General features: G+C 65.7%; 26 protein-coding genes. 13 read left to right on the top strand and 13 right to left on the bottom strand.

Annotated elements, in window-relative coordinates; translation table 11 throughout:
- Nucleotides 1–10: 10 nt before the first annotated feature.
- The 3 genes from rimM to ffh form a co-directional block, all read right to left on the bottom strand.
- On the bottom strand, nt 11–526 hold the full coding sequence (rimM, locus tag ABNK63_RS05950; protein WP_007804751.1) for a ribosome maturation factor RimM: 516 nt from the start codon (nt 524–526) through the stop codon (nt 11–13).
- 2 nt (nt 527–528) lie between these two features.
- Nucleotides 529–783, bottom strand: a complete 255-nt coding sequence (gene rpsP, locus ABNK63_RS05945) for a 30S ribosomal protein S16 (protein ID WP_007804750.1) — start codon at nt 781–783, stop codon at nt 529–531.
- A 196-nt stretch (nt 784–979) separates the two neighbouring features.
- A complete protein-coding gene (ffh, locus tag ABNK63_RS05940; protein ID WP_007804749.1) occupies nt 980–2,362 on the bottom strand; it encodes a signal recognition particle protein in 1,383 nt (460 codons plus the stop codon).
- Nucleotides 2,363–2,457: 95 nt separating this feature from the next.
- Between ffh and ccsA the strand changes: the two genes are divergently transcribed.
- Nucleotides 2,458–3,255 carry a cytochrome c biogenesis protein CcsA gene (gene ccsA / locus ABNK63_RS05935; RefSeq protein WP_007804747.1) on the top strand — a complete coding sequence of 266 codons (798 nt, stop codon included), beginning with the start codon at nt 2,458–2,460 and terminating at the stop codon, nt 3,253–3,255.
- 7 nt (nt 3,256–3,262) lie between these two features.
- Here the strand turns inward: ccsA and radA are convergent, their stop codons facing one another.
- From radA to ABNK63_RS05900, 7 genes are all read right to left on the bottom strand, one after another.
- Nucleotides 3,263–4,648, bottom strand: coding sequence for a DNA repair protein RadA (gene radA, locus ABNK63_RS05930; RefSeq protein ID WP_007804745.1), 1,386 nt, complete (start codon nt 4,646–4,648; stop codon nt 3,263–3,265).
- Between the two features lie 114 nt (nt 4,649–4,762).
- Nucleotides 4,763–5,851: an alanine racemase gene (alr, locus tag ABNK63_RS05925; protein WP_350016940.1), complete on the bottom strand. Its 1,089-nt coding sequence runs from the start codon at nt 5,849–5,851 to the stop codon at nt 4,763–4,765.
- A gap of 19 nt (nt 5,852–5,870) precedes the next feature.
- Nucleotides 5,871–7,265 (bottom strand): replicative DNA helicase, encoded by a 1,395-nt coding sequence (locus tag ABNK63_RS05920; protein WP_007804742.1) that lies wholly within the window; start codon nt 7,263–7,265, stop codon nt 5,871–5,873.
- Nucleotides 7,266–7,560: 295 nt separating this feature from the next.
- Complete coding sequence (gene rplI, locus ABNK63_RS05915; RefSeq protein ID WP_007804740.1) at nt 7,561–8,010, bottom strand: 50S ribosomal protein L9; 450 nt, start codon at nt 8,008–8,010, stop codon at nt 7,561–7,563.
- Nucleotides 8,011–8,154: 144 nt separating this feature from the next.
- The gene (rpsR, locus tag ABNK63_RS05910) at nt 8,155–8,385 is read right to left on the bottom strand and encodes a 30S ribosomal protein S18 (protein WP_007081973.1); all 231 of its coding nucleotides are present in this window, start codon (nt 8,383–8,385) and stop codon (nt 8,155–8,157) included.
- Nucleotides 8,386–8,399: 14 nt separating this feature from the next.
- Nucleotides 8,400–8,828: a 30S ribosomal protein S6 gene (gene rpsF / locus ABNK63_RS05905; RefSeq protein WP_007804738.1), complete on the bottom strand. Its 429-nt coding sequence runs from the start codon at nt 8,826–8,828 to the stop codon at nt 8,400–8,402.
- A 209-nt stretch (nt 8,829–9,037) separates the two neighbouring features.
- Nucleotides 9,038–9,364, bottom strand: a complete 327-nt coding sequence (locus ABNK63_RS05900; RefSeq protein WP_007804736.1) for an iron-sulfur cluster assembly accessory protein — start codon at nt 9,362–9,364, stop codon at nt 9,038–9,040.
- Nucleotides 9,365–9,514: 150 nt separating this feature from the next.
- Between ABNK63_RS05900 and asnS the strand changes: the two genes are divergently transcribed.
- The 7 genes from asnS to ABNK63_RS05865 all read left to right on the top strand — a co-directional run bounded on the left by asnS (nt 9,515) and on the right by ABNK63_RS05865 (nt 15,561).
- Nucleotides 9,515–10,915, top strand: coding sequence for an asparagine--tRNA ligase (asnS, locus tag ABNK63_RS05895; RefSeq protein WP_350016939.1), 1,401 nt, complete (start codon nt 9,515–9,517; stop codon nt 10,913–10,915).
- Between the two features lie 13 nt (nt 10,916–10,928).
- A complete protein-coding gene (locus ABNK63_RS05890; RefSeq protein ID WP_007804733.1) occupies nt 10,929–11,753 on the top strand; it encodes a MalM family protein in 825 nt (274 codons plus the stop codon).
- Entirely contained in the window at nt 11,750–12,064 is a 315-nt protein-coding gene (locus ABNK63_RS05885; RefSeq protein WP_350016938.1) for a hypothetical protein, read from the top strand. The genes ABNK63_RS05890 and ABNK63_RS05885 overlap by 4 nt, the downstream gene beginning before the upstream one ends.
- 16 nt (nt 12,065–12,080) lie before the next feature.
- Nucleotides 12,081–12,872 carry an SDR family NAD(P)-dependent oxidoreductase gene (locus ABNK63_RS05880; RefSeq protein ID WP_350016937.1) on the top strand — a complete coding sequence of 264 codons (792 nt, stop codon included), beginning with the start codon at nt 12,081–12,083 and terminating at the stop codon, nt 12,870–12,872.
- Between the two features lie 78 nt (nt 12,873–12,950).
- The gene (locus ABNK63_RS05875; protein ID WP_350016936.1) at nt 12,951–14,471 is read left to right on the top strand and encodes an aldehyde dehydrogenase; all 1,521 of its coding nucleotides are present in this window, start codon (nt 12,951–12,953) and stop codon (nt 14,469–14,471) included.
- A complete protein-coding gene (can, locus tag ABNK63_RS05870; protein ID WP_007804724.1) occupies nt 14,468–15,133 on the top strand; it encodes a carbonate dehydratase in 666 nt (221 codons plus the stop codon). Before ABNK63_RS05875 ends, can begins: the two co-directional genes overlap by 4 nt.
- Nucleotides 15,130–15,561, top strand: coding sequence for a Rid family hydrolase (locus ABNK63_RS05865; RefSeq protein WP_007804722.1), 432 nt, complete (start codon nt 15,130–15,132; stop codon nt 15,559–15,561). The genes can and ABNK63_RS05865 overlap by 4 nt, the downstream gene beginning before the upstream one ends.
- Nucleotides 15,562–15,597: 36 nt before the next feature.
- On the opposite strand, the gene hutG is transcribed toward ABNK63_RS05865, so the two are convergent.
- Nucleotides 15,598–16,377: an N-formylglutamate deformylase gene (gene hutG, locus ABNK63_RS05860; protein ID WP_350016935.1), complete on the bottom strand. Its 780-nt coding sequence runs from the start codon at nt 16,375–16,377 to the stop codon at nt 15,598–15,600.
- Nucleotides 16,378–16,477: 100 nt separating this feature from the next.
- On the opposite strand from hutG, the gene ABNK63_RS05855 reads away from it, so the two are divergent.
- From ABNK63_RS05855 to ABNK63_RS05845, 3 genes are all read left to right on the top strand, one after another.
- Nucleotides 16,478–17,827 (top strand): hypothetical protein, encoded by a 1,350-nt coding sequence (locus tag ABNK63_RS05855; protein ID WP_007804719.1) that lies wholly within the window; start codon nt 16,478–16,480, stop codon nt 17,825–17,827.
- 247 nt (nt 17,828–18,074) lie between these two features.
- Nucleotides 18,075–18,380 carry an energy transducer TonB gene (locus ABNK63_RS05850; RefSeq protein ID WP_007804717.1) on the top strand — a complete coding sequence of 102 codons (306 nt, stop codon included), beginning with the start codon at nt 18,075–18,077 and terminating at the stop codon, nt 18,378–18,380.
- Nucleotides 18,381–18,520: 140 nt separating this feature from the next.
- Nucleotides 18,521–19,021 (top strand): C40 family peptidase, encoded by a 501-nt coding sequence (locus ABNK63_RS05845; protein WP_040672661.1) that lies wholly within the window; start codon nt 18,521–18,523, stop codon nt 19,019–19,021.
- A gap of 125 nt (nt 19,022–19,146) precedes the next feature.
- Here the strand turns inward: ABNK63_RS05845 and ABNK63_RS05840 are convergent, their stop codons facing one another.
- Both ABNK63_RS05840 and ABNK63_RS05835 read right to left on the bottom strand, forming a co-directional pair.
- The gene (locus ABNK63_RS05840; RefSeq protein ID WP_007804713.1) at nt 19,147–19,632 is read right to left on the bottom strand and encodes a peptidylprolyl isomerase; all 486 of its coding nucleotides are present in this window, start codon (nt 19,630–19,632) and stop codon (nt 19,147–19,149) included.
- Nucleotides 19,633–19,701: 69 nt separating this feature from the next.
- Complete coding sequence (locus tag ABNK63_RS05835) at nt 19,702–20,931, bottom strand: MFS transporter (protein ID WP_007804712.1); 1,230 nt, start codon at nt 20,929–20,931, stop codon at nt 19,702–19,704.
- Between the two features lie 143 nt (nt 20,932–21,074).
- On the opposite strand from ABNK63_RS05835, the gene ABNK63_RS05830 reads away from it, so the two are divergent.
- Nucleotides 21,075–21,734 (top strand): class I SAM-dependent methyltransferase, encoded by a 660-nt coding sequence (locus ABNK63_RS05830; protein WP_007804710.1) that lies wholly within the window; start codon nt 21,075–21,077, stop codon nt 21,732–21,734.
- Between the two features lie 162 nt (nt 21,735–21,896).
- Nucleotides 21,897–23,225, top strand: a complete 1,329-nt coding sequence (locus ABNK63_RS05825; protein ID WP_007804707.1) for a DEAD/DEAH box helicase — start codon at nt 21,897–21,899, stop codon at nt 23,223–23,225.
- Nucleotides 23,226–23,232 lie beyond the last annotated feature (7 nt).

The raw sequence follows: 23,232 nt of genomic DNA, 5'->3' as shown, positions 1-23,232 counted from the left end.
AACGGCGACGTCAGAATTCGGGATCCCAGTCCACCACCATGCGCCCTGCGGACAAGTCCACCGAACGCACATACGAACCCTGGATGAAGGGAATCAGGCGCTCGCGCGCACCGTCCCGGACCACCACCACATCGTTGGCACCCGTGGCGAACAGGTGACTCACCCGCCCCAGCTGCACATCCTGCGTGGTGACGACCTCGAGTCCCTCGAGATCGACCCAGTAATACTCGTCTTTCGCCGGAGGGGGCAGCTGCTCACGGGCGACATGGATGTCGGTACCGATCAGCGCCGCCGCCTTTTCCCGATCGTCGATCCCGGGCAACTGGGCCACCATGCCCTTGCCCTGGAGGCGACCCTTCGCTCCGGTGATCTCCAGCTCCGCACCGGGCGCTGCACCGAGCAGCCACGGCTGGTAGTCGAAGATCCGCATGCGCGGCTCGGCCCAGGATTCGATCTTGAGCCAGCCCTGCACGCCATACAGGCCGACGATGCGCCCGATCAGGACGCGTCGACCGGCCGTGGTCACGTTCAGGCAGCCTGCTGCTTGCCGGCTTCCTTGACCAGGGCAGCGACCTTGTCGGTCAGCTGGGCGCCCTTGCCAACCCATTCCTTCACGCGCTCGACGTTCAGCTCAAGGCGCTTGTCCTTGCCCGACGCAACCGGGTTGTAATAACCGACGCTCTCGATGTTGCGGCCGTCGCGCTTGTTGCGCTGATCGGTCACGACGACGTGGTAGAACGGACGGCCCTTGGCGCCACCGCGCGAAAGACGAATCTTGACCATGGTAAAACTCCAGAATTGCCGAACCGGCGGCAGGCACACGAGAGCCGTGCGCGGTAAACGGGGCATTTTAGCGGTTTTTCGGGAAAAGGGAAGAGTTTTGGGGCAAAGGTGAGTGGAGAGGAGTGAGAAGAGAGAGAAAGCAGCAGCTCCGGCGCACTTCTCTCATTTCTCACTCCTCTTCACTCACTTCTCGCCCTCAGCGCATCGGAGGCAGACCGCCGCCCATGCCGCCCATGCCCTTCATGGCCCCGCGCATCTGGCGCATCAGGCCCTTGGTGCCGCCCTTGGACAGCTTGGACATCATTTTTTCCATCTGCATGTACTGCTTCAGCACCCGGTTGACGTCGGCCGGCTGGGTACCTGACCCGCGCGCCACGCGGGCGCGACGGGAGCCGTTCAGCAGATCGGGATGACGGCGTTCCTTCTTGGTCATCGAATTGATGATGGCGATCATCTTGTTCATCTCGCCGTCGTTGACCTTGGACTTGACGCTGTCCGGCAGGCTCGAAACGCCAGGCAGTTTGTCCATCAGGCCGGCCAGACCGCCCATGTTGCCCATCTGCTCCAGCTGGTCCTTCATGTCGTTCAGGTCGAAGCGCTTGCCCTTCATCACCTTCTGGGCGAGCTTCTGCGCCTTGTCCTGATCGACCTTGCGCTCGACTTCCTCGACCAGCGACAGCACGTCGCCCATGCCGAGGATGCGCTGGGCAAGGCGATCGGGATGGAACGGTTCCAGCGCGTCGCTCTTTTCGCCGGCGCCCAGGAACTTGATCGGCTTGCCGGTGACGTAGCGCACCGACAGCGCAGCGCCACCGCGGGCATCACCGTCGGTCTTGGTCAGCACCACGCCGGTCAGCGGCAGCGCCTCGTTGAATGCCTTGGCCGTGTTGGCAGCATCCTGGCCGGTCATCGAGTCGACCACGAACAGGGTCTCGATCGGGGTGATCGCGGCATGCAAGGCCTTGATCTCGGCCATCATCGCCTCGTCCACGTGCAGGCGACCGGCGGTGTCGACGATCAGCACGTCGACCACTTCGCGGCGCGCCGCGGCCACGGCGGCCTTCGCGATAGCCACCGGGTCCTGACCCGCCTCGGACGGGAAGAACTTCACCCCGACCTGCTCGGCCAGCGTCCGCAACTGCTCGATCGCCGCCGGACGGTAGACGTCGCAGCTGACCACCATCACCTTTTTCTTCTTGCGCTCGGTCAGCAGCCGCGCCAGCTTCGCCACCGTGGTGGTCTTGCCGGCGCCCTGCAGGCCAGCCATCAGGACCACCGCCGGAGGCTGCTGGGCCAGATTCAGCTCGCTGTTGGCCGCCCCCATCACCACCGTCAGCTCGTCGCTGACCACCTTGATCAGTGCCTGGCCCGGCGACAGGCTCTTGACCACGTCCTGACCGACCGCGCGCACCTTGATCCGCTGGATCAGCGCCTGCACCACCGGCAGCGCCACGTCCGCCTCAAGCAGCGCGATGCGCACTTCGCGCAGCGCTTCGCGGATGTTCTCCTCGGTCAGCCGGCCGCGGCCACGCAGGCGGTTGATGGTGGTGGAAAGACGTTGGCTGAGTGACTCGAACATGGCGGAACCGGCAAACGGGAAAGGGCCGATTATAACGGACGCGGCGACCAGCTTGGCATGCAAGCCGGCAAGGGCCTGTGCGACACTGCCGGGCTATGACCACACACCTGCTTGCACTGATCGCCATCGTGCTCTACCTCGCCGCGGCGGGGGTGCTCGCCCGTCCGCTGCTGGGCAGCGGCCAGCCGCTGAACCGGTTGGCACTTGGCCTGGCCGGGGTGGCCGTGTTGCTGCATGCCGGCATCCTGCTCGGCATTCACCGAGGCGCGCTGGACCTGCATTTCTTCGCCGCCCTGTCCCTGGTCGCCTTCGTCGTCTCTGCGCTGACCTTGCTGGTGAATGCCTCGCGCCCGGTCGCCGCGCTGGGCGTCATCGTGTTTCCGCTGACCGCTGCCCTGGTGGCGGTGGACAGCTTCCTGGCCCCGCCCACCCTGCCACAGTCGATGGACTGGCAGATCAAGCTGCATGTCACGGTGGCGCTGGTCGCCTTTGGCGTGCTGTCGATCGCCGCCGTGCTGGCGATCCTCCTGGCCATTCAGGAACGGGCCTTGCGGCATCGCCAGTTCGGCCGCTGGTTGCGCGCATTGCCGCCGCTGACGCTGACCGAAACCCTGCTGTTCCGCCTGATCAGCGCCGGCTTCGTGCTGCTTTCGCTGACCCTGCTGACCGGCGTGCTGTTCGTCGACAACCTGTTCGGCCAGCACCTGGTGCACAAGACCGTGCTGTCCATCGTGGCGTGGCTGGTCTTCGGCGTGCTGCTTTACGGACGCTGGCGGCATGGCTGGCGCGGCTCGCGCGCGGTGAACCTGACCCTGATCGGCATGGCCGTGCTGGTATTGGCGTTCTTCGGCAGCAAGGCGGTGCTGGAGCTGGTGTTGCACCGCCCGGTATAGACCGCGCTCAACGGCAGGCGTCGATCGCCTCGCTCAGACGCTCTACACCCACCACCTCCATCTCGCCGACCCTGCCGTTCTTCGGCGTGTTGGCCTTCGGCACGATGGCACGCCTGAATCCGTGATGCGCCGCCTCCTTCAGGCGTTCCTCGCCATTGGGCACCGGGCGGATCTCGCCAGACAGTCCCACCTCGCCGAACGTGATCATGTGCTCGGGCAACGGCCGATCGCGCAAGCTGGACAGCACCGCCAGCAGCACCGGCAGGTCGGCCGCGGTTTCCTGCACGCGAATGCCGCCCACCACGTTGACGAACACGTCCTGGTCGTACGCGGCCACGCCGCCGTGCCGATGCAGCACGGCCAGCAGCATCGCCAGGCGGTTCTGCTCCAGTCCCAGCGTGACCCGGCGCGGATTGCCCAGCGAGGACTGGTCCACCAGCGCCTGCACCTCGACCAGCAGCGGCCGGGTGCCTTCGCGGGTGACCATCACCGCGCTGCCCGAGGTCGGCCCCGCATGCGAGGACAGGAAGATCGCCGAAGGGTTGGGCACCTCGCGCAGGCCCTTGTCCGACATCGCGAACACGCCCAGTTCGTTGACCGCGCCGAAGCGGTTCTTGAACGCGCGCAGCACGCGGAAGCGACTGCCCGATTCGCCCTCGAAGTACAGCACCGCATCGACCATGTGCTCGAGCACGCGGGGGCCGGCGATGCCGCCCTCCTTGGTGACGTGACCGACCAGGAACACCGACGTGCCGGTCTCCTTGGCGAAGCGGGTGAGCTTGGCCGCGGACTCGCGCACCTGCGACACCGAGCCGGGTGCCGCGGTGAGCAGCTCGGTCCAGATGGTCTGGATCGAATCGATCACCAGTACCTTCGGCCGGGTCGTCATCGCCTGCTCGAGGATGCGTTCGATGCAGGTCTCGGCCAGCGCCCGCAAGGGGTCCAGCGACAGGCCCAGGCGTTGCGCCCGCGAGGCGACCTGCGCCAGCGATTCCTCGCCGGTGACGTAGACGCTGGGCAACTGCAGGCCCAGGGTGCCCAGCACCTGCAGCAACAGGGTCGATTTGCCGATGCCGGGATCGCCGCCGATCAGCACCACTGAACCCTGCACCAGCCCGCCGCCCAATACGCGGTCGAGTTCGCCGATGCCGGTCAGCGTGCGCGCCTCGGTGGTCGACATCACCTCCGTCAACGGCGTGATCTTCGGCGAGCCGGCAGCAGCGCCGGCATAGCTGGAACGCTGCGCACCCACCGACGACTTGCCCGCCGTGGCCGGCTCCAGCACGATCGCACTGAGCGTGTTCCACACCCCGCACTCGATGCATTGGCCCTGCCACTTGCTGTGCTCGGCGCCGCATTCGGTGCAGACGTAGGCGGTCTTGGCCTTGGCCATGAAAGTTTTCCAGCGGGATGCGATGCGGGAAGCTTAGCCTGCGGCCATCGCAAACCGCGAGACGGCAACGCGCGCCACGCTGTCAGCCTTCGTCTTCGAACGCGGACCGATCGATCAATGCTCGTCTTCGACGAACAGCACCCGGCGCGTCATGCCGCAGGTGAGGTCATAGGAAATCGTGGCCGATTGCGCGGCGATGATTTCCACCGGCAGCTCCGGTCCCCACAGCACCACGCGATCACCGATCTTCGCCCCCGGCACGCTGCGCAGGTCCAGGGTGATCAGGTCCATCGAGACGCGGCCGATCAGCGGCACCCGTCGATCACCGACCAGTACCGGCGTGCCCGCGGCGGCACTGCGGGGGTAGCCATCGCCGTAGCCGACGGTGGCGACGCCGATCGGCATGTCTTCCGGACAGGTCCAGGTGCCGTTGTAGCCGATGCGCTCGCCCTTGCCGATGCGGTTGATCGCAATCAGCCGCGTGGAGAGCGTCATGGCGGGACGGAAGCCGAAGTCTTCGCCGCTGCTGCCTTCCACGACGGACAAGCCGTAAAGCAGGCCGCCCGTGCGCACCCAGTCACCGCGCGCCTCGGGCCAGCCGAGCACGGCGGCGGAATTGGACAGCGAACGTGGGCCGCCGAACATCTGCGTGGCCCGGTTGAAACACGCGACCTGGGCTGCCGTCTGCCCGCCACCGAACACTTCGGAGTCGGAGAAGTGGGTCAGCAGGCCGATTTCCGGATCGACACCCGTCATCGAGGCCAGCCGCGCGTGCACCTCAGCCACCCGTGCGGGCGCGAAGCCGAGCCGGTGCATGCCGCTGTCGACCTTCAACCAGACGCGCAGGCGTCCGCGCGCGGCGTCGGCCCCGGCCAGCCACTGCAACTGGACGTCATGATGGATCGCCGCCTCCAGCTGGAGCCGCTGCATCTCGGCGATGTCACTGGCGCTGTCCGGACCGGACAGCACCACGATGCGCTGGCGGTGTCCGGCAGCGCGCAGGCGCAGGCCATCACCGAGCGCCGCCACGGCGAAGGCATCGGCCTCGCTGTCGAGCGCACGTGCGACCCGTTCCAGTCCATGCCCGTAGGCATCGGCCTTGACCACGGCCATCACCTGCGCCGGCGCAGCCAGCGCCTTCAGCCGCGCCAGGTTGTGACGCAAGGCACCGAGATGGATGGTGGCAACGGTGGCGCGGCTCATCGTGGACGGAAGCGCAGCATCAATCGAATGAACCGACGAACGAATCCGGGGCGTAGTTCTCGAACTTGGTGTAGTGACCGAGGAAGGTCAGCTTGCAGGTATCGGTGGGGCCGTTGCGCTGCTTGCCGATGATGATCTCGGCCATGCCCTTGTCCGGCGATTCCTTGTTGTAGTACTCGTCGCGGTAGATGAACATGATCACGTCGGCGTCCTGCTCGATGGCGCCGGATTCGCGCAGGTCGGACATCATCGGACGCTTGTCCGCTCGCTGTTCCAGCGAGCGGTTCAACTGCGACAGGGCGATCACCGGCACGTTCAGCTCCTTGGCAAGTCCCTTCAGTGAACGCGAAATTTCTGAAATTTCGGTGGCGCGATTCTCCTTGTTGCCGGGCACCTGCATCAGCTGCAGGTAATCGATCACGATCAGGCCCAGCCCGCCGTGCTCGCGGTGCAGGCGGCGCGCGCGCGAGCGCAGTTCCACCGGCGACAGGCCGGGCGTGTCGTCGATGAATATCTTGGCCTCGGACAACAGGGCGATCGCGTTGGAGACGCGCGGCCAGTCCTCCTCCTCCAGCGTGCCGTTGCGCAGGTGCTGCTGGTGGATGCGTCCGACCGACGAAATCAGGCGGAACGCCAGCTGCGACGAGGACATTTCCATCGAGAAGATCACCACCGCCTTCTTGCCGCGCATTGCGGCGGCCTCGGCGATATTCACGGAGAACGCGGTCTTGCCCATCGAGGGGCGCGCCGCCACGATGATCAGATCCGACGGTTGCAGTCCGGAAGTGAGGTTGTCCAGATCGACGAAGCCGGTGGAAATGCCGGTGAGCTGACCGCGGTTCTCGTAGCGCTCGGTGAGCAGGCGGAACGCGTCCTTCACCGCCTCGCGCATCGAGACGGAATCCTTCTTGCCCCGTGCGCCGGATTCGGCGATGTGGAAAACCCGCTGCTCGGCGCTTTCCAGCACTTCCTGCACGCTCTTGCCTTCGGGCCGGTAGCCGTCCTCGGTGATCGAGGTGCCCGCGTCGATCAACTGGCGCATCACCGACTTCTCGCGCACGATCTCGGCATAGGCCGCGATGTTGGCCGCGCTGGGCGTGCTGTTGGCCAGCTCGATCAGGTAGCCGGCGCCGCCGACCATCTCGGCCAGGCCATTGCTCTCGAACCAGTCACCCAGGGTCACCGCGTCGCACGGCATGCCCTTGTTCGCCAGCTCGTTGATCGCACGCCAGATCAGCCGGTGGTCCTTGCGATAGAAATCATCCTCGGCCAGCCGGTCGGCCACCTTGTCCAGCGCGTCCGGCGCCAGCATCAGGCCGCCCAGCACCGCCTGCTCCGCATCGATGGAATGCGGCGGCACCCGCAACGCCTCGATGGCCGGAGAGGAAGGTTTGCGTTCGGGCACGAAAGACATGGACTGACCTCAGGAGAATTGCCCCACGGGCGGCCTGCAATGCGCCGACGCTTCGTGGCTGCTCATACCGACACCATCATGCGCGGCGGCGTCTCGCCCGTCGAGACAACAAGTCTGTGGATAAGCTGGGGATGGATGGGGATAAGGCTGGAGGGCGGGGATCGGCGCTTCGGAAAGAGCCAAGGAGCCACGGCGGTCTGGCTGTCGCCATTCCCCATTGCCCGTTCCGACTCCCTGCCCCTCAAAAGCAAACGGGCGCCTCGCGGCGCCCGGTGCCTGTCCGATGATCCGGAACTTACTTGTCGCCGACCACGATCACCTTGGCGGTGGTCTGGACGTCGGCATGCAGGCTGATTACGACGTCGAATTCGCCGGTGTTGCGCAGCGGACCTTCGCCCAGGATCACTTCGTTCTTGTGAACTTCGTGACCTGCGGTGGTCAGCGCCTCGGCGATGTCACGCGGGCCGACCGAACCGAACAGCTTGCCTTCGGCACTGGCGTGCGCGGTGATCGTCACCGACGCGTCGGCCAGCTTGGCCTTGCGTGCTTCGGCCTCGGACAAGGCGGTGTTGGCCTTGGCTTCGTACTCGGCACGACGCTGCTCGAACGCAGCCAGGTTGGCGGCGTTGACGCGAACGGCCTTGCCCTGCGGCAGGAGGAAGTTGCGGCCGTAGCCCGGCTTCACGGTGACCTTGTCACCGAGCGTGCCGAGGTTGCGGACTTTCTGCAGAAGAATGAGTTCCATGATGCTTCTCTTTTCGTTAGCGCCGGTGTGGCCCGGCGCAGCCAGAGGACGGGTGTCCGAAGAGCTGGGATCGGGGATCGGGGAACGGAAAGGCTGGCGCGATGCCAACGTTCCCCGTTTCCTGCTCCCCGCCCCTGACGTGTCTTAGACGTCGTGGTTGTCGGTGTACGGCAGCAGCGACAGGAAGCGGGCGCGCTTGATCGCGGTGGCCAGCTGGCGCTGGTAGCGCGCCTTGGTGCCGGTGATGCGGCTCGGCACGATCTTGCCGTTCTCGGTGACGTACTGGCGCAGGGTGTTGAGATCCTTGTAGTCGATCTCCTTCACGTCTTCGGCAGTGAAGCGGCAGAACTTGCGGCGGCGGAAAAACTTGGACATGGCTGTGCTCCTGATCAGTCGTCGCTGTCGCGATCGTTGTCGCGGTCGTCACGACCGCCGCGGCCTTCGCCATCACCCTCGTCGTCGCGACGACGGGTGGACTTGGCGTCATCCTTTTCCTTCGACTTCAGGATGAAGGACGGCTCGATGTCGGCCTCGTCACGACGAACCACCAGATGGCGCAGCACGGCGTCGTTGAAGCGGAAGCCCGACTCCAGCTCGTTCAGCGCGTTCTGGCTGACTTCGATGTTGAGCAGCACGTAATGTGCCTTGGCCAGGTTGACGATCGGATAGGCCAGCTGACGGCGGCCCCAGTCTTCCAGGCGGTGGATCTTGCCGCCGTCGGTCTCGATCAGCGCCTTGTAGCGCTCGAGCATCGCGGGGACCTGCTCGCTCTGGTCCGGATGGACCATGAACACAACTTCGTAATGACGCAGGGTCATTGTGGGTTGACTCCTTGTGGATGCGGCCTTGCGGCCTCGCAGCCTCCCGCCGTTGCGGTGAGGCAAGTGTCCTGCCGGCGCCGGTTGGGGTGCGGACAGAAGCGGAATTGTACGGTGCCGACGGAGGCCCGTGCAAGTCATTGATGAAACAGGGCTGGCGCCGGGTACGGCGCGGGAACCCGCCAGTCAGACGCAGCCCCTGGCCTGTCTCAGCTGACCGTGAAGCTCTCGCCACAGCCGCAGGCGCCGGTGGCGTTCGGGTTGTGGAACACGAAGCTGGCATTCAGGCCCTGCCGCTGGAAGTCGATCACGGTGCCGTCGACCAGCGCCAGACTCTTGTCGTCGACGATCAGCGGCAGGCCGTCGACCTCGACCACGCGATCCCCCTCGCCCATCGACTCGGCCAGGTCCACCACGTAGGCGAAGCCGGAGCAGCCGGTGCGCTTGACGCCGAAGCGCACACCGGCAGCGGTCGGCGTAGCCGCCAGGAAGTGGCGCATGCGCTCGTTGGCGGCGGAAGTGATGGTGATGCTCATGGTGGCAGATCGAACCTCGGAGATGACCCGGAAAGTCGCAGCACGGGCGGCAGCTACATTATCATGGCGGTTTGCTCCCAGGCGCCGCCGTGGAGGGAGCACTCACCCATTACACGTCCAGATGCGGCGTGGCAGCAGGAGTTTCAACCGATGGCCGTGGTCAGTGTGAAGCAGGCTCTTTCCGGCAAGCTCGAAGCCGGCAGCACGGTGACCGTGCGTGGCTGGGTGCGCACGCGCCGCGATTCCAAGGCCGGCCTGTCCTTCGTCAACGTCACCGACGGCTCCTGCTTCGATCCGATCCAGGCGGTGGTCCCGGCGACCCTGGGCAACTACGAAAGCGAGGTGAAGCACCTCACTGCCGGCGCCGGCGTGATCGTCAGCGGCACCCTGGTTGCTTCGCAGGGCAAGGGCCAGAGCTTCGAGGTGCAGGCGGACGAGGTGATCGTCACCGGCCTGGTCGACGACCCGGAAACCTACCCGATCCAGCCCAAGCAGCATTCGATGGAGTTCCTGCGCGAGGTTGCCCACCTGCGTCCGCGCACCAACCTGTTCGGCGCGGTGACCCGGGTGCGGCACACGATGATGACGGCGATCCATCGCCATCTCACCGAGCAGGGCTTCTTCTGGATCAACACGCCGATCATCACCACCTCCGACGCCGAAGGCGCCGGCGACATGTTCCGGCTGTCCACCCTGGACTTGGCCAATCTGCCGCGCACGCCCGAGGGCAAGATCGACTTCCGCAAGGATTTCTTCGGCCGCGAGGCGTTCCTCACCGTGTCCGGCCAGCTCAACGTCGAGGCGTACTGCCTGGCGATGAGCAAGGTCTATACCTTCGGTCCCACCTTCCGCGCCGAAAATTCCAACACCGCGCGCCATCTGGCCGAGTTCTGGATGGTCGAGCCGGAGATCGCCTTCGCCGACCTCACCGCCGACGCGGACTGCGCCGAAGCCTTCCTCAAGGCGATCTTCACGGCCGTGCTGGACGAACGCGCCGATGACATGGCGTTCTTCGCCGAACGCGTGCAGCCGGACGCGATCAGCCGGATGGAAGCGTTCATCGCCAAGCCCTTTGAACGCATCGACTACACCGATGCGATCGAGATCCTGAGGAAATCGGGGGAGAAATTCGAATACCCGGTTGCCTGGGGCATCGACCTGCAGACCGAGCACGAGCGCTACCTGGCCGAGAAACATATCGGCCGCCCGGTGGTCGTAATGAACTACCCCGAGGCGATCAAGGCTTTCTACATGCGCCTGAACGACGACGAGAAAACCGTGGCGGCGATGGACGTGCTGGCGCCGGGCATCGGCGAGATCATCGGCGGCAGCCAGCGCGAGGAACGACTCGACTACCTCGATCGTCGCATGGTGCAGTTCGGCCTGGACCCGGCCAGCTACGGCTGGTATCGCGACCTGCGCCGCTATGGCACGGTGCCGCATGCCGGCTTCGGCCTCGGTTTCGAGCGCCTGCTGGTCTACATCTGCGGCCTGGCCAACATCCGCGATGCCATCCCCTACCCCCGCGCCGCCGGCACGGCGGAATTCTGAGCAAACCCTCGCCATGCAGCTTCGACTCCCCGCCCTCATCGCCGCACTGTTTTTCAGCGTCCTGCTGGGCGGCTGCCACACGGCCAAGTCCCTGCTGCCACCCAACCTGCGCCCGCCGTCGGAGAACACCGGCGACGCGCTGAAGCTGGCGCAGGCGCAACTGATGCAGGCCAGCCCCTGCTGCAGCAGCTTTGCCGATTTCTCCTACCGCAGCATGTTGCCGTGGGAACCGCAGAAGTTCGTGCTGGGCAGCGGCAGCATGGTCGCCAATCTCAACGGCACGCAGAGCTACTTTCTGGCCTTCCGGTTGCCGATCGGCGTGAAGCTGCCCTACCAGGTCGCGTTGAAATCGGAATTGAACGGCCGCTGGCTGCACGCCAGCTATCTGTTCGCGCCCACCGCCGTGCTGCTGGACGAGGCGTTCCAGCCGCTGCGTTCGGAAGACATCGGCCTGTGCGAACACATGGGCTGGAGCGACGAAACCACCGGTGCGTTCGGCAGTCTGAAGATCGACAACGCGAAGGCGCGCTACCTGCTGGTCTACAGCTCGGCCGAGCAGCAATCCGGCAAGACCTATTGGGAGCAGTCGCCCGCCTCGATTTCCACCTCGACCGCCGCCTCGCTGCAGATGAACTCCACTGGCAGCTTCAGCATTCCGCACGGCCCGGACGGCACCCTGTGGGTCGGCCTGATGAACAAGACGTATGAGAAAGCGCTCGACAACGCGGTGTGCAAGAAGGCCGCGAAGGGCGATGGCGTGCTGAACACCTTGCGTACCGCCCTGCCCCTGCCCTGGGCCGGCAGCGACAACGCCAGCCGCCACAGCAGCCCGCCATGATCATCCTCTATCTCGGCCTGCTGGCCTGCGGCGTCGGCCTGTTCGTGCTGTCGTACGTGGCCCCGTTTCGCGTCGCCGCACTCCTGCGCCAGCGCTACCCGCAGCATTGGCACGTCATCACCGACGCCGCCGGCGGCCGCCTCTCGGGCTTTCGCACCTGGGCCAGCATGCAGCAGGTGCTGCGCTCACCGGCGCTACCCGCGCTTGGCGATGTGGCGATCAACCGCTGGGGGGCGATCTGGCGATACAGCCAGTGGCTGGGCTGGGCCTGCTGGCTCGGCGCGCTGGCGATGCGCCTGTGGCTGCACTGACTCGCGGAGAATGATCATGCAACTGGATATGGGTGGACGCCACGCGCTGGTCTGCGGCGCCTCGCAAGGCATTGGTCGCGCGACCGCAATCGAGCTGGCCGAACTGGGCGCCAGCGTCACCCTGCTGGCGCGGTCGGTCGACAAGCTCGAACAGCTCGCCGCGCAATTGCCGCGCAACCATGCGGGGCAGCGGCATCAATGGCGCGGCGTCGACATGCTGGATACGGCGGCCTTGCAGACCGCCGCCACGGAAGTTGCCAGCGCCTCAGCCGTGCACATCCTGATCAACAACAGCGGCGGCCCGCCGGGCGGCCTGGCCAGCAGCGCGACCAACACGGCTTTCGAGACCGCGTTCCGCCAGCACCTGCTGGCCGGGCAGACCTTGCTGCAGGCACTGCTGCCCGGCATGCGCGGGAGCGGCTATGGCCGCATCGTCAACGTGATCTCCACCTCGGTGAAGGAACCGATCGCGGGACTGGGCGTATCCAACACCGTGCGCGCCGCGGTGGCGGGCTGGGCCAAGACCCTGTCCGGCGAACTGGCCGCCGATGGCATCACCGTCAACAACGTACTGCCTGGCTACACCCGCACCGATCGGCTGGACAGCCTGCTGGGCGCCAAAGCCGCGGCCAGTGGTCAGAGCGAAGACGAAATTGCCCAAGGCCTGATCGCCACCATTCCGGCCCGGCGCTTCGGCGAGGCCAGCGAGGTGGCGGCGGTGATCGCGTTCCTGTGCACCCCGGCCGCCGCCTACGTCAACGGCGTCAGCATCGCCGTGGACGGCGGTCGCACCCGCGCCTTGAGTTGAGCCACCGGGTCGCCCGGGACGTCGCGCATACGCCGGCGTCCGGTGCAATCATCGCCGGCTGGTTCTAGACTGCTGCGGATGTCCATACCGCGCCTAGCCAATCTGATCGACGGACGCCTGCAGGCGTCGCACCGCGATACCTGGCTCGACGTGCACGAACCCGCCACCGGTTCGGTCTTCATGCAATGCCCCGCCTCGGACGCCGGCGACGTCGCTGCCGCAGTGGAAGCGGCCCGCCGCGCGGCGCCCGCATGGGCAAGCACGCCGATCGATCAGCGCGCGCATCACCTGCAGCGGCTGGCCGACCTGATCGCGGCGCGACTGGAAGAATTTGCCGCGCTGGAGTCGCGCGACAGCGGCAAGCCACTGAGCCTGGCGCGCCGACTGGATATTCCCCGTGCCGTCAGCAACCTCCGCCATTTCGCCGCGGCGATCATCGGCTGGGGCAGCGAATCGCACGCGATGGAAACCGGCGCGCCCGGCAGCGGCGCAGTCAACTACACCTTGCGCCAGCCGCTGGGCGTGGTCGGCTGCATCAGTCCGTGGAACCTGCCGCTGTACCTGTTCACCTGGAAGATCGCGCCGGCCCTGGCCGCCGGCAACACGGTGGTGGCCAAGCCCTCGGAAGTCACGCCGTGCACGGCCGCCCTGCTGGGTGAACTGAGCATCGAAGCCGGTTTTCCGGCAGGCGTGCTGAACATCGTGCACGGCAGCGGCCCGGACGTGGGCCAGGCGATCGTCGAACATGCCGTGGTCAAGGCCGTCTCCTTCACCGGCAGTACGGCCACCGGGGCGCGGATCGCCGGCATCGCCGCCGCGCAGTTCAAGAAGCTGTCGCTGGAAATGGGCGGCAAGAACCCCGCGATCGTGTTCGCCGATGCCGAGCTTTCCGACGCGAACCTCGACACCATCGTGCGCTCGGGCTTCGCCAACCAGGGCGAGATCTGCCTGTGCGGCTCGCGGCTGCTGGTGCAGAAATCGATCTACGACGTTTTCCGCCAGCGGTACTTGGCCAGGGTACGAGCCTTGCGCGTGGGCGATCCGGATGCGGCCGACAGTGACCTCGGCGCGATGGTGTCACAAGCGCACCACGACAAGGTGCTCGGCTGCATCGAACAGGCCCGCCACGAGGGCGGCCAGATCCTTTGCGGTGGCGGCGCGCTCACCCTGCCCGGGCGCTGCGCCGACGGCTGGTTCATCGCCCCGACGGTGATCGAGGGCCTGCCTTCGGCGGCGCAGACCAACCAGCAGGAAATCTTCGGCCCGGTGGTGTGCCTGATTCCCTTCGAGGACGAAGCCGAGGCGCTGGCGATCGCCAACGACAGCCGCTACGGCCTGGCCGCCTCGTTGTGGACGCAGGACCTGTCCCGCGCCCATCGCATGGCCGGCCAGCTCGAATTCGGCATCGTCTGGATCAACTGCTGGCTGTTGCGCGACCTGCGCACGCCGTTCGGCGGCGTCAAGCAATCCGGAGTCGGTCGCGAGGGTGGCAGCGAGGCGCTGCATTTCTTCACCGAGCCAAAAAACATCTGCATCGCCTATGGCGCGCCTCCCGTACCTCGCCAGGACGCGTCGGTCCCACCCATGGAGTCCCGATGAATTCACTGAAAGACCTGCTTGCCAACAACCGACGCTGGGCCGATCAGGTCACCGCGCAGGACCCGACCTTTTTCGAACAGTTGTCGCAGCAGCAGGCGCCGCGCTACCTGTGGATCGGCTGCTCGGATTCGCGCGTGCCTGCGACCCAGATCGTCGACCTGCCGCCGGGCGAGATTTTCGTGCACCGCAACGTGGCCAACGTGGTGGTGCACACCGACCTCAACGCGCTCAGCACCATCCAGTTCGCGGTCGATGTCCTGCAGGTGAAACACATCCTGGTGGTGGGCCACTATGGTTGCGGCGGCGTGGGGGCGGTGCTGAAGGAAAGCCGGCTGGGTCTGATCGACAACTGGTTGCGGCACATCACCGACATCGCCATGAAGCACGCCGACAAGCTCGACCCGGCCCAGTCATTCGCGATGCGCCATGCCCACCTGTGCGAACTGAACGCGCTGGAGCAGGCACTCAACGTATGCCACACCACGGTGGTTCGCGAAGCGTGGGAACGCGGCCAGCCGCTGGCCGTGCATGCGTGGATCTACGGCCTGGACAACGGCCATATCCACGACCTGGGCCTCGACGTGCGTGGCCGCGAGCAATTGCCCGACGCCTATCACCAGGCGATCACCGAACTGACCCGGCGCTGGGAAGGCGGCGCATGAGCGACACAGGCATTCGCACCGACGCGGCCCCCGCGCCGGTGGGCGCATATCCGCATGCGCGGCGGGTCGGCAACCTGCTGTTCCTGTCCGGCGTGGGTCCGCGCCAGCCCGGCAGCCATGCGATTCCCGGCAACGTGCTCGATGCCGACGGCCGGGTGATCGACTACGACATCGAGGCGCAATGCCGGCAGGTGTTCGCCAATGTGCGAGCCGTGCTGGAAGCCAGCGGCGCCGCGTGGACGGACCTGGTCGACATCACCGTGTTCCTCACCGACATGCAGCGCGACTTCGCGACCTACAACCGGCTGTATGCGGAATGCTTCGCCGGCGTGGATGCCTGCCGCACCACCGTCGGCATCGTGGCCCTGCCGACGCCGATCGCGATCGAGCTGAAGTGCGTGGCCGCCCTTCCCGCCGAGCCGCGCTGATCCGCAGCAGCGTGTTCGCCCGGCGCAAGCGCTCCGTCAGGCCAGGCAGGTCTGCAGCAACAGCCCGATCAGTTCCTGCACCGACGATGCCCTGGCCTCGTCGTAGGCGAAGCTGTCTTCGTCCATGTAGTTGAGCTGGGCCAGTTCCAGTTGCACCGCCTGCACGCCCGTCTCCGGCGCACCGTAATGGCGGGTGATGTAGCCGCCCTTGAAGCGCCCGTTGACCGCAAAACTGAAGCGTGACTGTGACGCCAGGCAGGACTGCAGGCGTTCCTGCAGGGCTGGCGTGCAGCTCGCACCGCTCGCCGTGCCGAGGTTGAAATCCGGCAAGCGCCCCTCGAACAGCATGGGCACCCGGCTGCGGATGGAATGTCCTTCCCACAGCACCGCCCGACCATGCTCGTCGCACAACCGGTCCAGTTCCTGCGCGAGGGCCTGGTGATAAGGCCGCCAGTATTCGTCGATCCGGCGCCGCACTTCGTCCTGATCCGGCTCCAGCCCGTCACGATAGAGTGCCTCGCCATCGAAGCCGATGGTCGACACCAGCCCGGTCTCGCGCTGCCCCGGGTACAGGGCATGGCCATCGGCGGGACGGTTCAGGTCAACGACGTAACGGGATGCCTGCGGTTTCAGCACGCTGGCGCCCAGCGCCTGCGCCAGCGGCTCGTACAGTCGCGCCACATGCCAATCCGTATCCGGCGATCGCCGCGCGGCAGGATGCATCCGCTCCGCGATATCGGCAGGAATGAAGAAGCCGTCGTGCGGCAGGCTGATCAACAGCGGCACGCGGCCGGGCTGCACAGTGAAAGTCGTCATCCGGGCATTGTATCCAGTCTGCCCTCCAGCTTCAGTCGAAGCTTGCCTGCCACACCGGAGGCAGGCACGCTAGCCGAAGGAGCCTTCCGGGAGCTTGAGCATGCCAGTCAGAGCGCTGTTCCGAACGTTTTCCATCGTGGCCTGCATGATCGCCGCGCCCATTCCTGCGGTACATGCCCAGGATTTCAGTGCGGCAGCCATCGAGATGTTCCACGGATTGAAGCAGCAGCCCAATGACCTGGCCCGCTACGTCTATCTGGTCAAGACGATGCAAACGCTCCCCGCCGCCGACCGGCCCCTTGCGATGCAGATGTTCGCCTCGGTCGAGAACGAACTGGGTCTCTACAACGAGGCACTTCGTGATTTCCCGCTGAAGAGCCACGTTGCGGCAGATACAACCATTCCGACGGAAGCTCAATGGAAAGCGGCGGATGCCGTGGACGTGATTGTCCGACAGGCCGCCGATCACCACATCGTACTGATCAACGAGGCGCACCACGACGCCCATACCAGGCAACTTACGCTGGCTCTGCTGCCACGCCTGCACGCGCTAGGATTCAACTATTTTGCTGCAGAGGCCTTGCTCGACGAGGACGCCAGATTGATGCATCGGGGGTATCCGACCAGAACCAGCGGCAGCGATTATCTGCACGAACCTTCCTATGGCGAGATCGTGCGCACGGCAATCAAGCTTGGCTTCAAGATCGTGTCCTACGATGTGGATAGTCGCGACATGTCTGAACGCGAAACCGGGCAGGCGAAGAACCTGTACGAGAAAGTATTTGCAAAAGACCCTGACGCCCGACTGTTTGTTCACGCAGGCTACGCGCATATCGACAAGGCGAAGGGACGCCTCGGCAACATCATGCCGATGGCCATGCAGTTGCAGCAGATGACCGATTTCGAACCGCTGTCGATCGACCAGACCCAGTTCCGCGAGCAGATCCCGGCAGAACCAGATGCTTACTCGGAACTGGTCAAGAACTTTCCTTCCAGGGAGCCCTTCGTTCTTGTCAACCGAATCACGGGCAAGCCGTGGAGCTCACATCCGAAGCAGTACGACATGAACGTGCTGCTGCCCCCAGCCGCAGGCCAGCGCGCGCTCGAGAGTGGCTACACCCAACCATCAACGATCGTCCACGACATGGTTCGGAATCAATCCATGCTCGCGCATTTCGTCAATACGCAACGACCGGAATGGCTCACCCTGCACGACGAACGCATCCCCTACGAGATCAGCACGACACTGTGCCGGGTCACCACGCCCTGCGTCGTCGACGCGCACTACATCGTTGAAAACGACGAGGCCATCGCTGCCGACCGCTACGCTTTCATGCAAGGTGACACCATAAGCAAGTTGTATCTTCGGCCGGGCCGCTATCGGCTGCGTGCCTGGGATATCCGGGACAAGACATTGTCCGAACGGATCATCAGCATAGGTCAGCAGTAGTTTGTGGGCGGGGATCCTGCTAGCAACCCGAGCCGGCAAGTGCACTCTGCCATCCCGCAAAGGCTCTCGACAGATCGATGATCTGTGGGGGCCAGGGCCGCCTCTTCAGACCGCCACTCTCGCTACGCCAGGGTCGATTCGCCCATTTCCAGTGACTTTCAGCGGTCGTTTGGCGTCGAAAAGCACAGGCCCAATCCACTCCTGCATCGCCCAGAGTGCGTCCTCGGACGTCGCCCACAACGTGAACATGCAACCGCGGTATCCGGCCGCATCGATCCAGAACCACGAACAAGGCACGGTCGTGCTCAAGGTCATGGTTCATGCCGATGGCACGGTGGGCAGCATCACCTACGATCCGCAGTACAGCAGCACGGTGTCCGGCGACCTCATCGCGGCGGCAACCCATGCGGCGAGGCAATGGCGTTTCAACCCGAAGATGAAGAATGGCCAGCCGGTCGAAGGCTATGCACGCGTACCCGTGAAATTCATGCTGGACCCTCTCACCGATGGCCCAAACAGGGTTGAAGCTGAGAAACGAAATTCAAAAAGCTGAAAATCCTTTTGATTTGCATGTGAATTATTGAATTGATAACCTCGGCACATCCCTGCCGAGGTTGTCTTGTGAGTACGCAGCCCGCCGCCAGCCATGTCGCCTCGCGCACGCTCTCACGAGCTGCGCATCTTGCCTTGCCGATGTTGGCGATAGCCGCGTTGGCCGCCTGCTCCGGCAATCCACGCCGGCCGCAACCCGCCTACAGGACCTCGCACTCTGCATTGGCCGACCTGCCGCCGCGCGCGCCCTCGGCGGCCAGCGCAGGCGAGGCGAACGACATCCTGTTCCGCGCGATCGGACTCGTCGGCACACCGTATCGCTGGGGCGGCAACACCCCGGCGGGCGGGTTCGACTGCAGTGGTCTGGTCGACTACATCTACCGCACGGCCACCGGCATCAAGCTGCCGCGCACCTCCCACGAGATGGCAGCGGACGGCAGGAAGGTGCGCAAGATGACTCAGCTGGCCAGCGGCGACCTGGTGTTCTTCGACATCGGCGGCGCGATCAGCCATGTCGGCGTGTACGTGGGCAAGGGACGCTTCGTGCATGCACCGAACAGCGGCGGCACGGTGCGGCTGGACGATATCGACGGGCCGTACTGGGGTGATCACTTTGCCTATGGGAGGCGGGTGCTGGATTGAGTGTTGGGAAGAAGGTTTCGGGTAGACCGTGGCGACCCCACTCCAACTCTCCCCCGGGAGGGGAGAGGGCGAACGAAAAACGGCGCCCATGGGCGCCGTTTTACTTTGGCTTTTTGACGCGCCGGTCAGTGCTCCGCACTGCCCGGCGCGTGGGCGTGACCGTGCTGGACTTCTTCTTCGGTGGCGTCGCGCACTTCGCCAACCGTGACGTCGAAATGCAGGGTCTTGCCGGCCATCGGGTGATTCAGGTCCACATCGATCGCGCTCATGCCGACCTTGTGCACGGTCACCGCGCGCTGGCCGCCTTCCTTGAGGCTGAGCACGGTGGTCATGCCCGGCTTGAGGCGGTTTGCCTGCGGAAAATACTTCTTCGACATGCGCTGGATCTGGCCTTCCTGACGCTCGCCGTAGGCATCGGCGGGAGCCACGTCCACCGACAGCGTGTCGCCCGCTTCGCGGCCTTCAAGCGCGGTTTCCAGGCCCGGAATCAGCTGGCCGTGGCCCAGCAGTATCCACAACTGTTCATCGCGGTCATGCGAGCTTTCCACCTTCTCGCCATCCACGGTCAGCGTGTAGTGGATTGCGATGACCTTGTCCTTGCCAGCCTTCATTGCGCGTCTCGTCGATGGGATCAAACCGGGGATTCTAGCAGCCCGTCGGCGGCGGGATGGCCACCGGCCTCAGGACTCGGCGGCAAGCCCCACCCCGCGCGCCTCCGGCCCCAGCCACAGCAGCAGCGCCAGCAGCAGGGCGACCCCGACCATCCACCACGACATGGCGAACGCGAAGTCCCCGCCATGCCGCTGCGCCAGCCAGTTCTGCGCGGTTGCGGTGACCGCCGCCAGCAGGTTGCCCATCTGGTAGGCGAAACCGGGCAAGGTGCCCCGCACCAGAGCCGGCGACAGCTCGTTGAGATGGCTCGGCACCACGCCCCAGGCGCCCTGCACCATCACCTGGATCAGGAAGGCACCCAGTCCGAGCAGGATCAGCGAACCGCCATGCATCCACAGCGGGATCACCGGAATCGCCAGCAGGGCCGCGATCATCATCGCCTTGCGCCGACCGATCCGCTCCGAAAGCGCACCGAAGTAGAGTCCGCCGACCAGGGCACCGAGGTTGAGCAGGGCCACCAGCACGAAGGCCGCGGTCGAACCCGTCGGCAGATGCAGGCTGGATTCCTCGAAGGTGTGATAGAGGTCCTGCGAGCCGTGGCTGAACATGTTGAACGCCATCATCAGCAGCATCAGGTAGATCGCCAGCTTCCAGTGCCCCTTCATGGATTCGAGCAGGCCGGGGCGACGACCGGTGCCCTGGCCCGCCTGCCATACCGTCGATTCCGGCACCTTGCGCCGGATGTACAGCACCAGCAAGGCCGGAATCGCGCCGACCACGAACAGCCCGCGCCAGCCGATGTGATCCACCAGCAGCCAGTTCGCCAGGGCCGCCAGGAAAAACCCGCACGGGTAGCCACTCTGCAGCAGGCCGGACACGGCCCCGCGCGCCTTCGCCGGGATCGACTCCATCGCCAGCGATGCGCCGATGCCCCATTCGCCGCCCATCGCGACCCCGAACAGGAAACGCAGCACCAGCAACATGGTGAGCGAGGTCGCAAACGCGGTGGCCAGCTCGAACAGCGAAAACAGCACCACGTCCAGCATCAGGATCGGGCGTCGTCCGAAGCGATCGGCCAGTCGCCCGAACAGCAAGGCGCCCAGTGGCCGAGCGGAGAGGGTCAGGAACAGCGCATAGATCACCTGCGTCGTGGCCACCTCGAACTCCTTCGCCACCGTGACGATCACGAAGGTCAGCAGGAAGTAGTCGAAGGCATCCAGCGTCCAGCCGAGGAAACTTGCCAGCACGGTATGGCGTTGGGTGGAATCGAGTTCACGCAGGGGTGCAAGCAGTGACATCGTGGCCTCGCCGGGTCAGGAGCGGATCGTGGACTGGCCGCCATCCTATGCCGGTAGACGGCCAAACGGGCGGAATCGGCCCGCATGGCCTGCATCGCGCGGATGTCTTAGGCTGCAGGAACCTCTCCAGACGCGGGACCCGGATGGATCATCGCAGCCGCCAGCGCATCGCAAGCCGTTATGACAACGTCATCCAGCGTGGCTATGTCCGCGGCAAGCTGGCCGGCGACCCGGTCTACGCCGCCACCGCGGCGCTGCTGGAAGAAAGCTCGCTGCCCCTGCTGGACATCGGTTGCGGCATCGGCCTGCTCGGACAGTATCTGAACACCCAGGGCCGGAAGCGGCGCTACTTCGGGCTGGACCACGATCCGCGCAAGATCGCCTCCGGCCGGCTGGCCGCCCGGCGCGGCGGACTGGAAGACCTGATGGAACTGCAACACGCCGACGCGGCCGAGCTGCCGTCGGTGCAGGGCGACGTCACCGTGCTGGACGTGCTGCACTACCTGCCCGCTTCCCGCCAGTCCGACCTGCTGCGTTCGGCCGCGCGCCATCTTGCCCCGGACGGTCGACTGATCATCCGCAACGTGCTGCGCGAACGGAACTGGCGGTTTCACGCCACCCGCATCGAGGAGTTCTTCCTGCATGCATCGGGCTGGATTCCCGGAGGCCCGCAGCACTATCCCAGCGCCAGCGAGCTGCGGGCGCCCCTGGAGGACGTCGGGCTGGACGTGCGCATTGAGCCCTTGCGCGGCCGCACGCCGTTCAACAGCTACCTGATCGTGGCGCGCCGACCGCAGGCCTGATCGGCTGGCCGTTCAGTTTCACGAACGGTCCGCGCGCACGGCGCCGATGTATCGGCTATACTCCGCTCCGCGTTCGCCCCCACGAACGTTGCGACACACCGTCGCCCCTTTCCCTTAGTCTGCAACACGGTATGAACACTCCGGGTTGCTCAGGAGTGTTCCATGTCTTTCGATTCGCTGGGCCTTGCGCCCGCGTTGTTGCGTGCGCTTGCCGATTACGGCTACACCCAGCCCACCCCGATCCAGGCCGCGGCGATCCCGTCCGTGCTGGAAGGTCACGACCTGCTTGCTGCCGCCCAGACCGGCACCGGCAAGACCGCGGCGTTCGCGCTGCCCCTGTTGCAAAAGCTGTCCACCAGCGGCCAGACGATGACCCGGCGCCCGCGTGCGCTGATCCTCACGCCGACCCGCGAACTCGCGGCGCAGATCCACGAGAACATCCGGGACTACAGCAAGTTCATCCAGATCAGCGCCACTACCATCTTCGGCGGCGTCGGCATGGGCCCGCAGATCAACGCGCTGCGTCGCGGCGTAGACATCGTCATCGCCACCCCCGGCCGCCTGATCGACCACATGCAGCAGCGCACGCTGGATCTGTCCGCGGTGGAAACGCTGATCCTCGACGAAGCCGACCGCATGCTGGACATGGGCTTCCTGCCGGCGCTGAAGCGCATCCTGCAGTCGGTGCCGAAGCGCCGCCAGACCCTGTTGTTCTCGGCCACCTTCGCGCCGGCGATCAAGACGCTGGCGATGGAGTTCATGCACAACCCGAAGGAGATCTCGGTCTCCGCGCCGAACACCGTGACCACCCTGGTCAGCCACCAGGTGCATCCGGTCGACGCCTCGCGCAAGCGCGACCTGCTGCTGCACGTGCTGTCGCAGGACAGCCGCCGCCAGACCCTGGTGTTCAGCCGCACCAAGCACGGCGCCGACAAGCTGGTGACCTTCCTCAACGCCTCCGGCCTGCGCAGTGCCGCGATCCACGGCAACAAGAGCCAGAACGCCCGCACCCGTGCGCTCAGCGACTTCAAGAGCGGCCGCGTCACGGTGATGGTCGCCACCGACATCGCCGCCCGCGGCATCGACATCGAGCAGTTGCCGATCGTGATCAACTTCGACCTGCCGTCAGTGGCCGAGGATTACGTGCATCGCATCGGCCGCACCGGGCGCGCCGGCATGGAAGGCCTGGCACTGTCGCTGGTCAGCCATGACGAGTCCGGCCTGCTGTTCGACATCCGCAAGCTGCTCAAGCAGGACATCGCGATCACCGCGGTGACCGGTTACGAGCCCTCCGCACCGCTGCGCCTGGACGCCGGCGCGCCACGTCCCAAGCAGGGTGGCGGTGGTCAGCGTCAGCAGCAGCGCGCGCCGCGTCAGGGCAAGCCCGCCGGTGCAGCGCGACCGAACGGCTACGCGCCCCAGGGCCGCGGTGACCATGCTGCCGGCAACCAGCGCCGCCGTTCGAACTCGCGTCCGGCGGCCAAGGCCTGAACCCGTA

This window comes from Rhodanobacter sp. IGA1.0 (assembly GCF_040208325.1).
In the GTDB taxonomy this organism is placed as follows: Bacteria; Pseudomonadota; Gammaproteobacteria; order Xanthomonadales; family Rhodanobacteraceae; genus Rhodanobacter; species Rhodanobacter spathiphylli.
The sequence above is the reverse complement of the archived record's forward strand: the minus strand, read 5'-3'. Positions and strand labels throughout refer to the sequence as shown.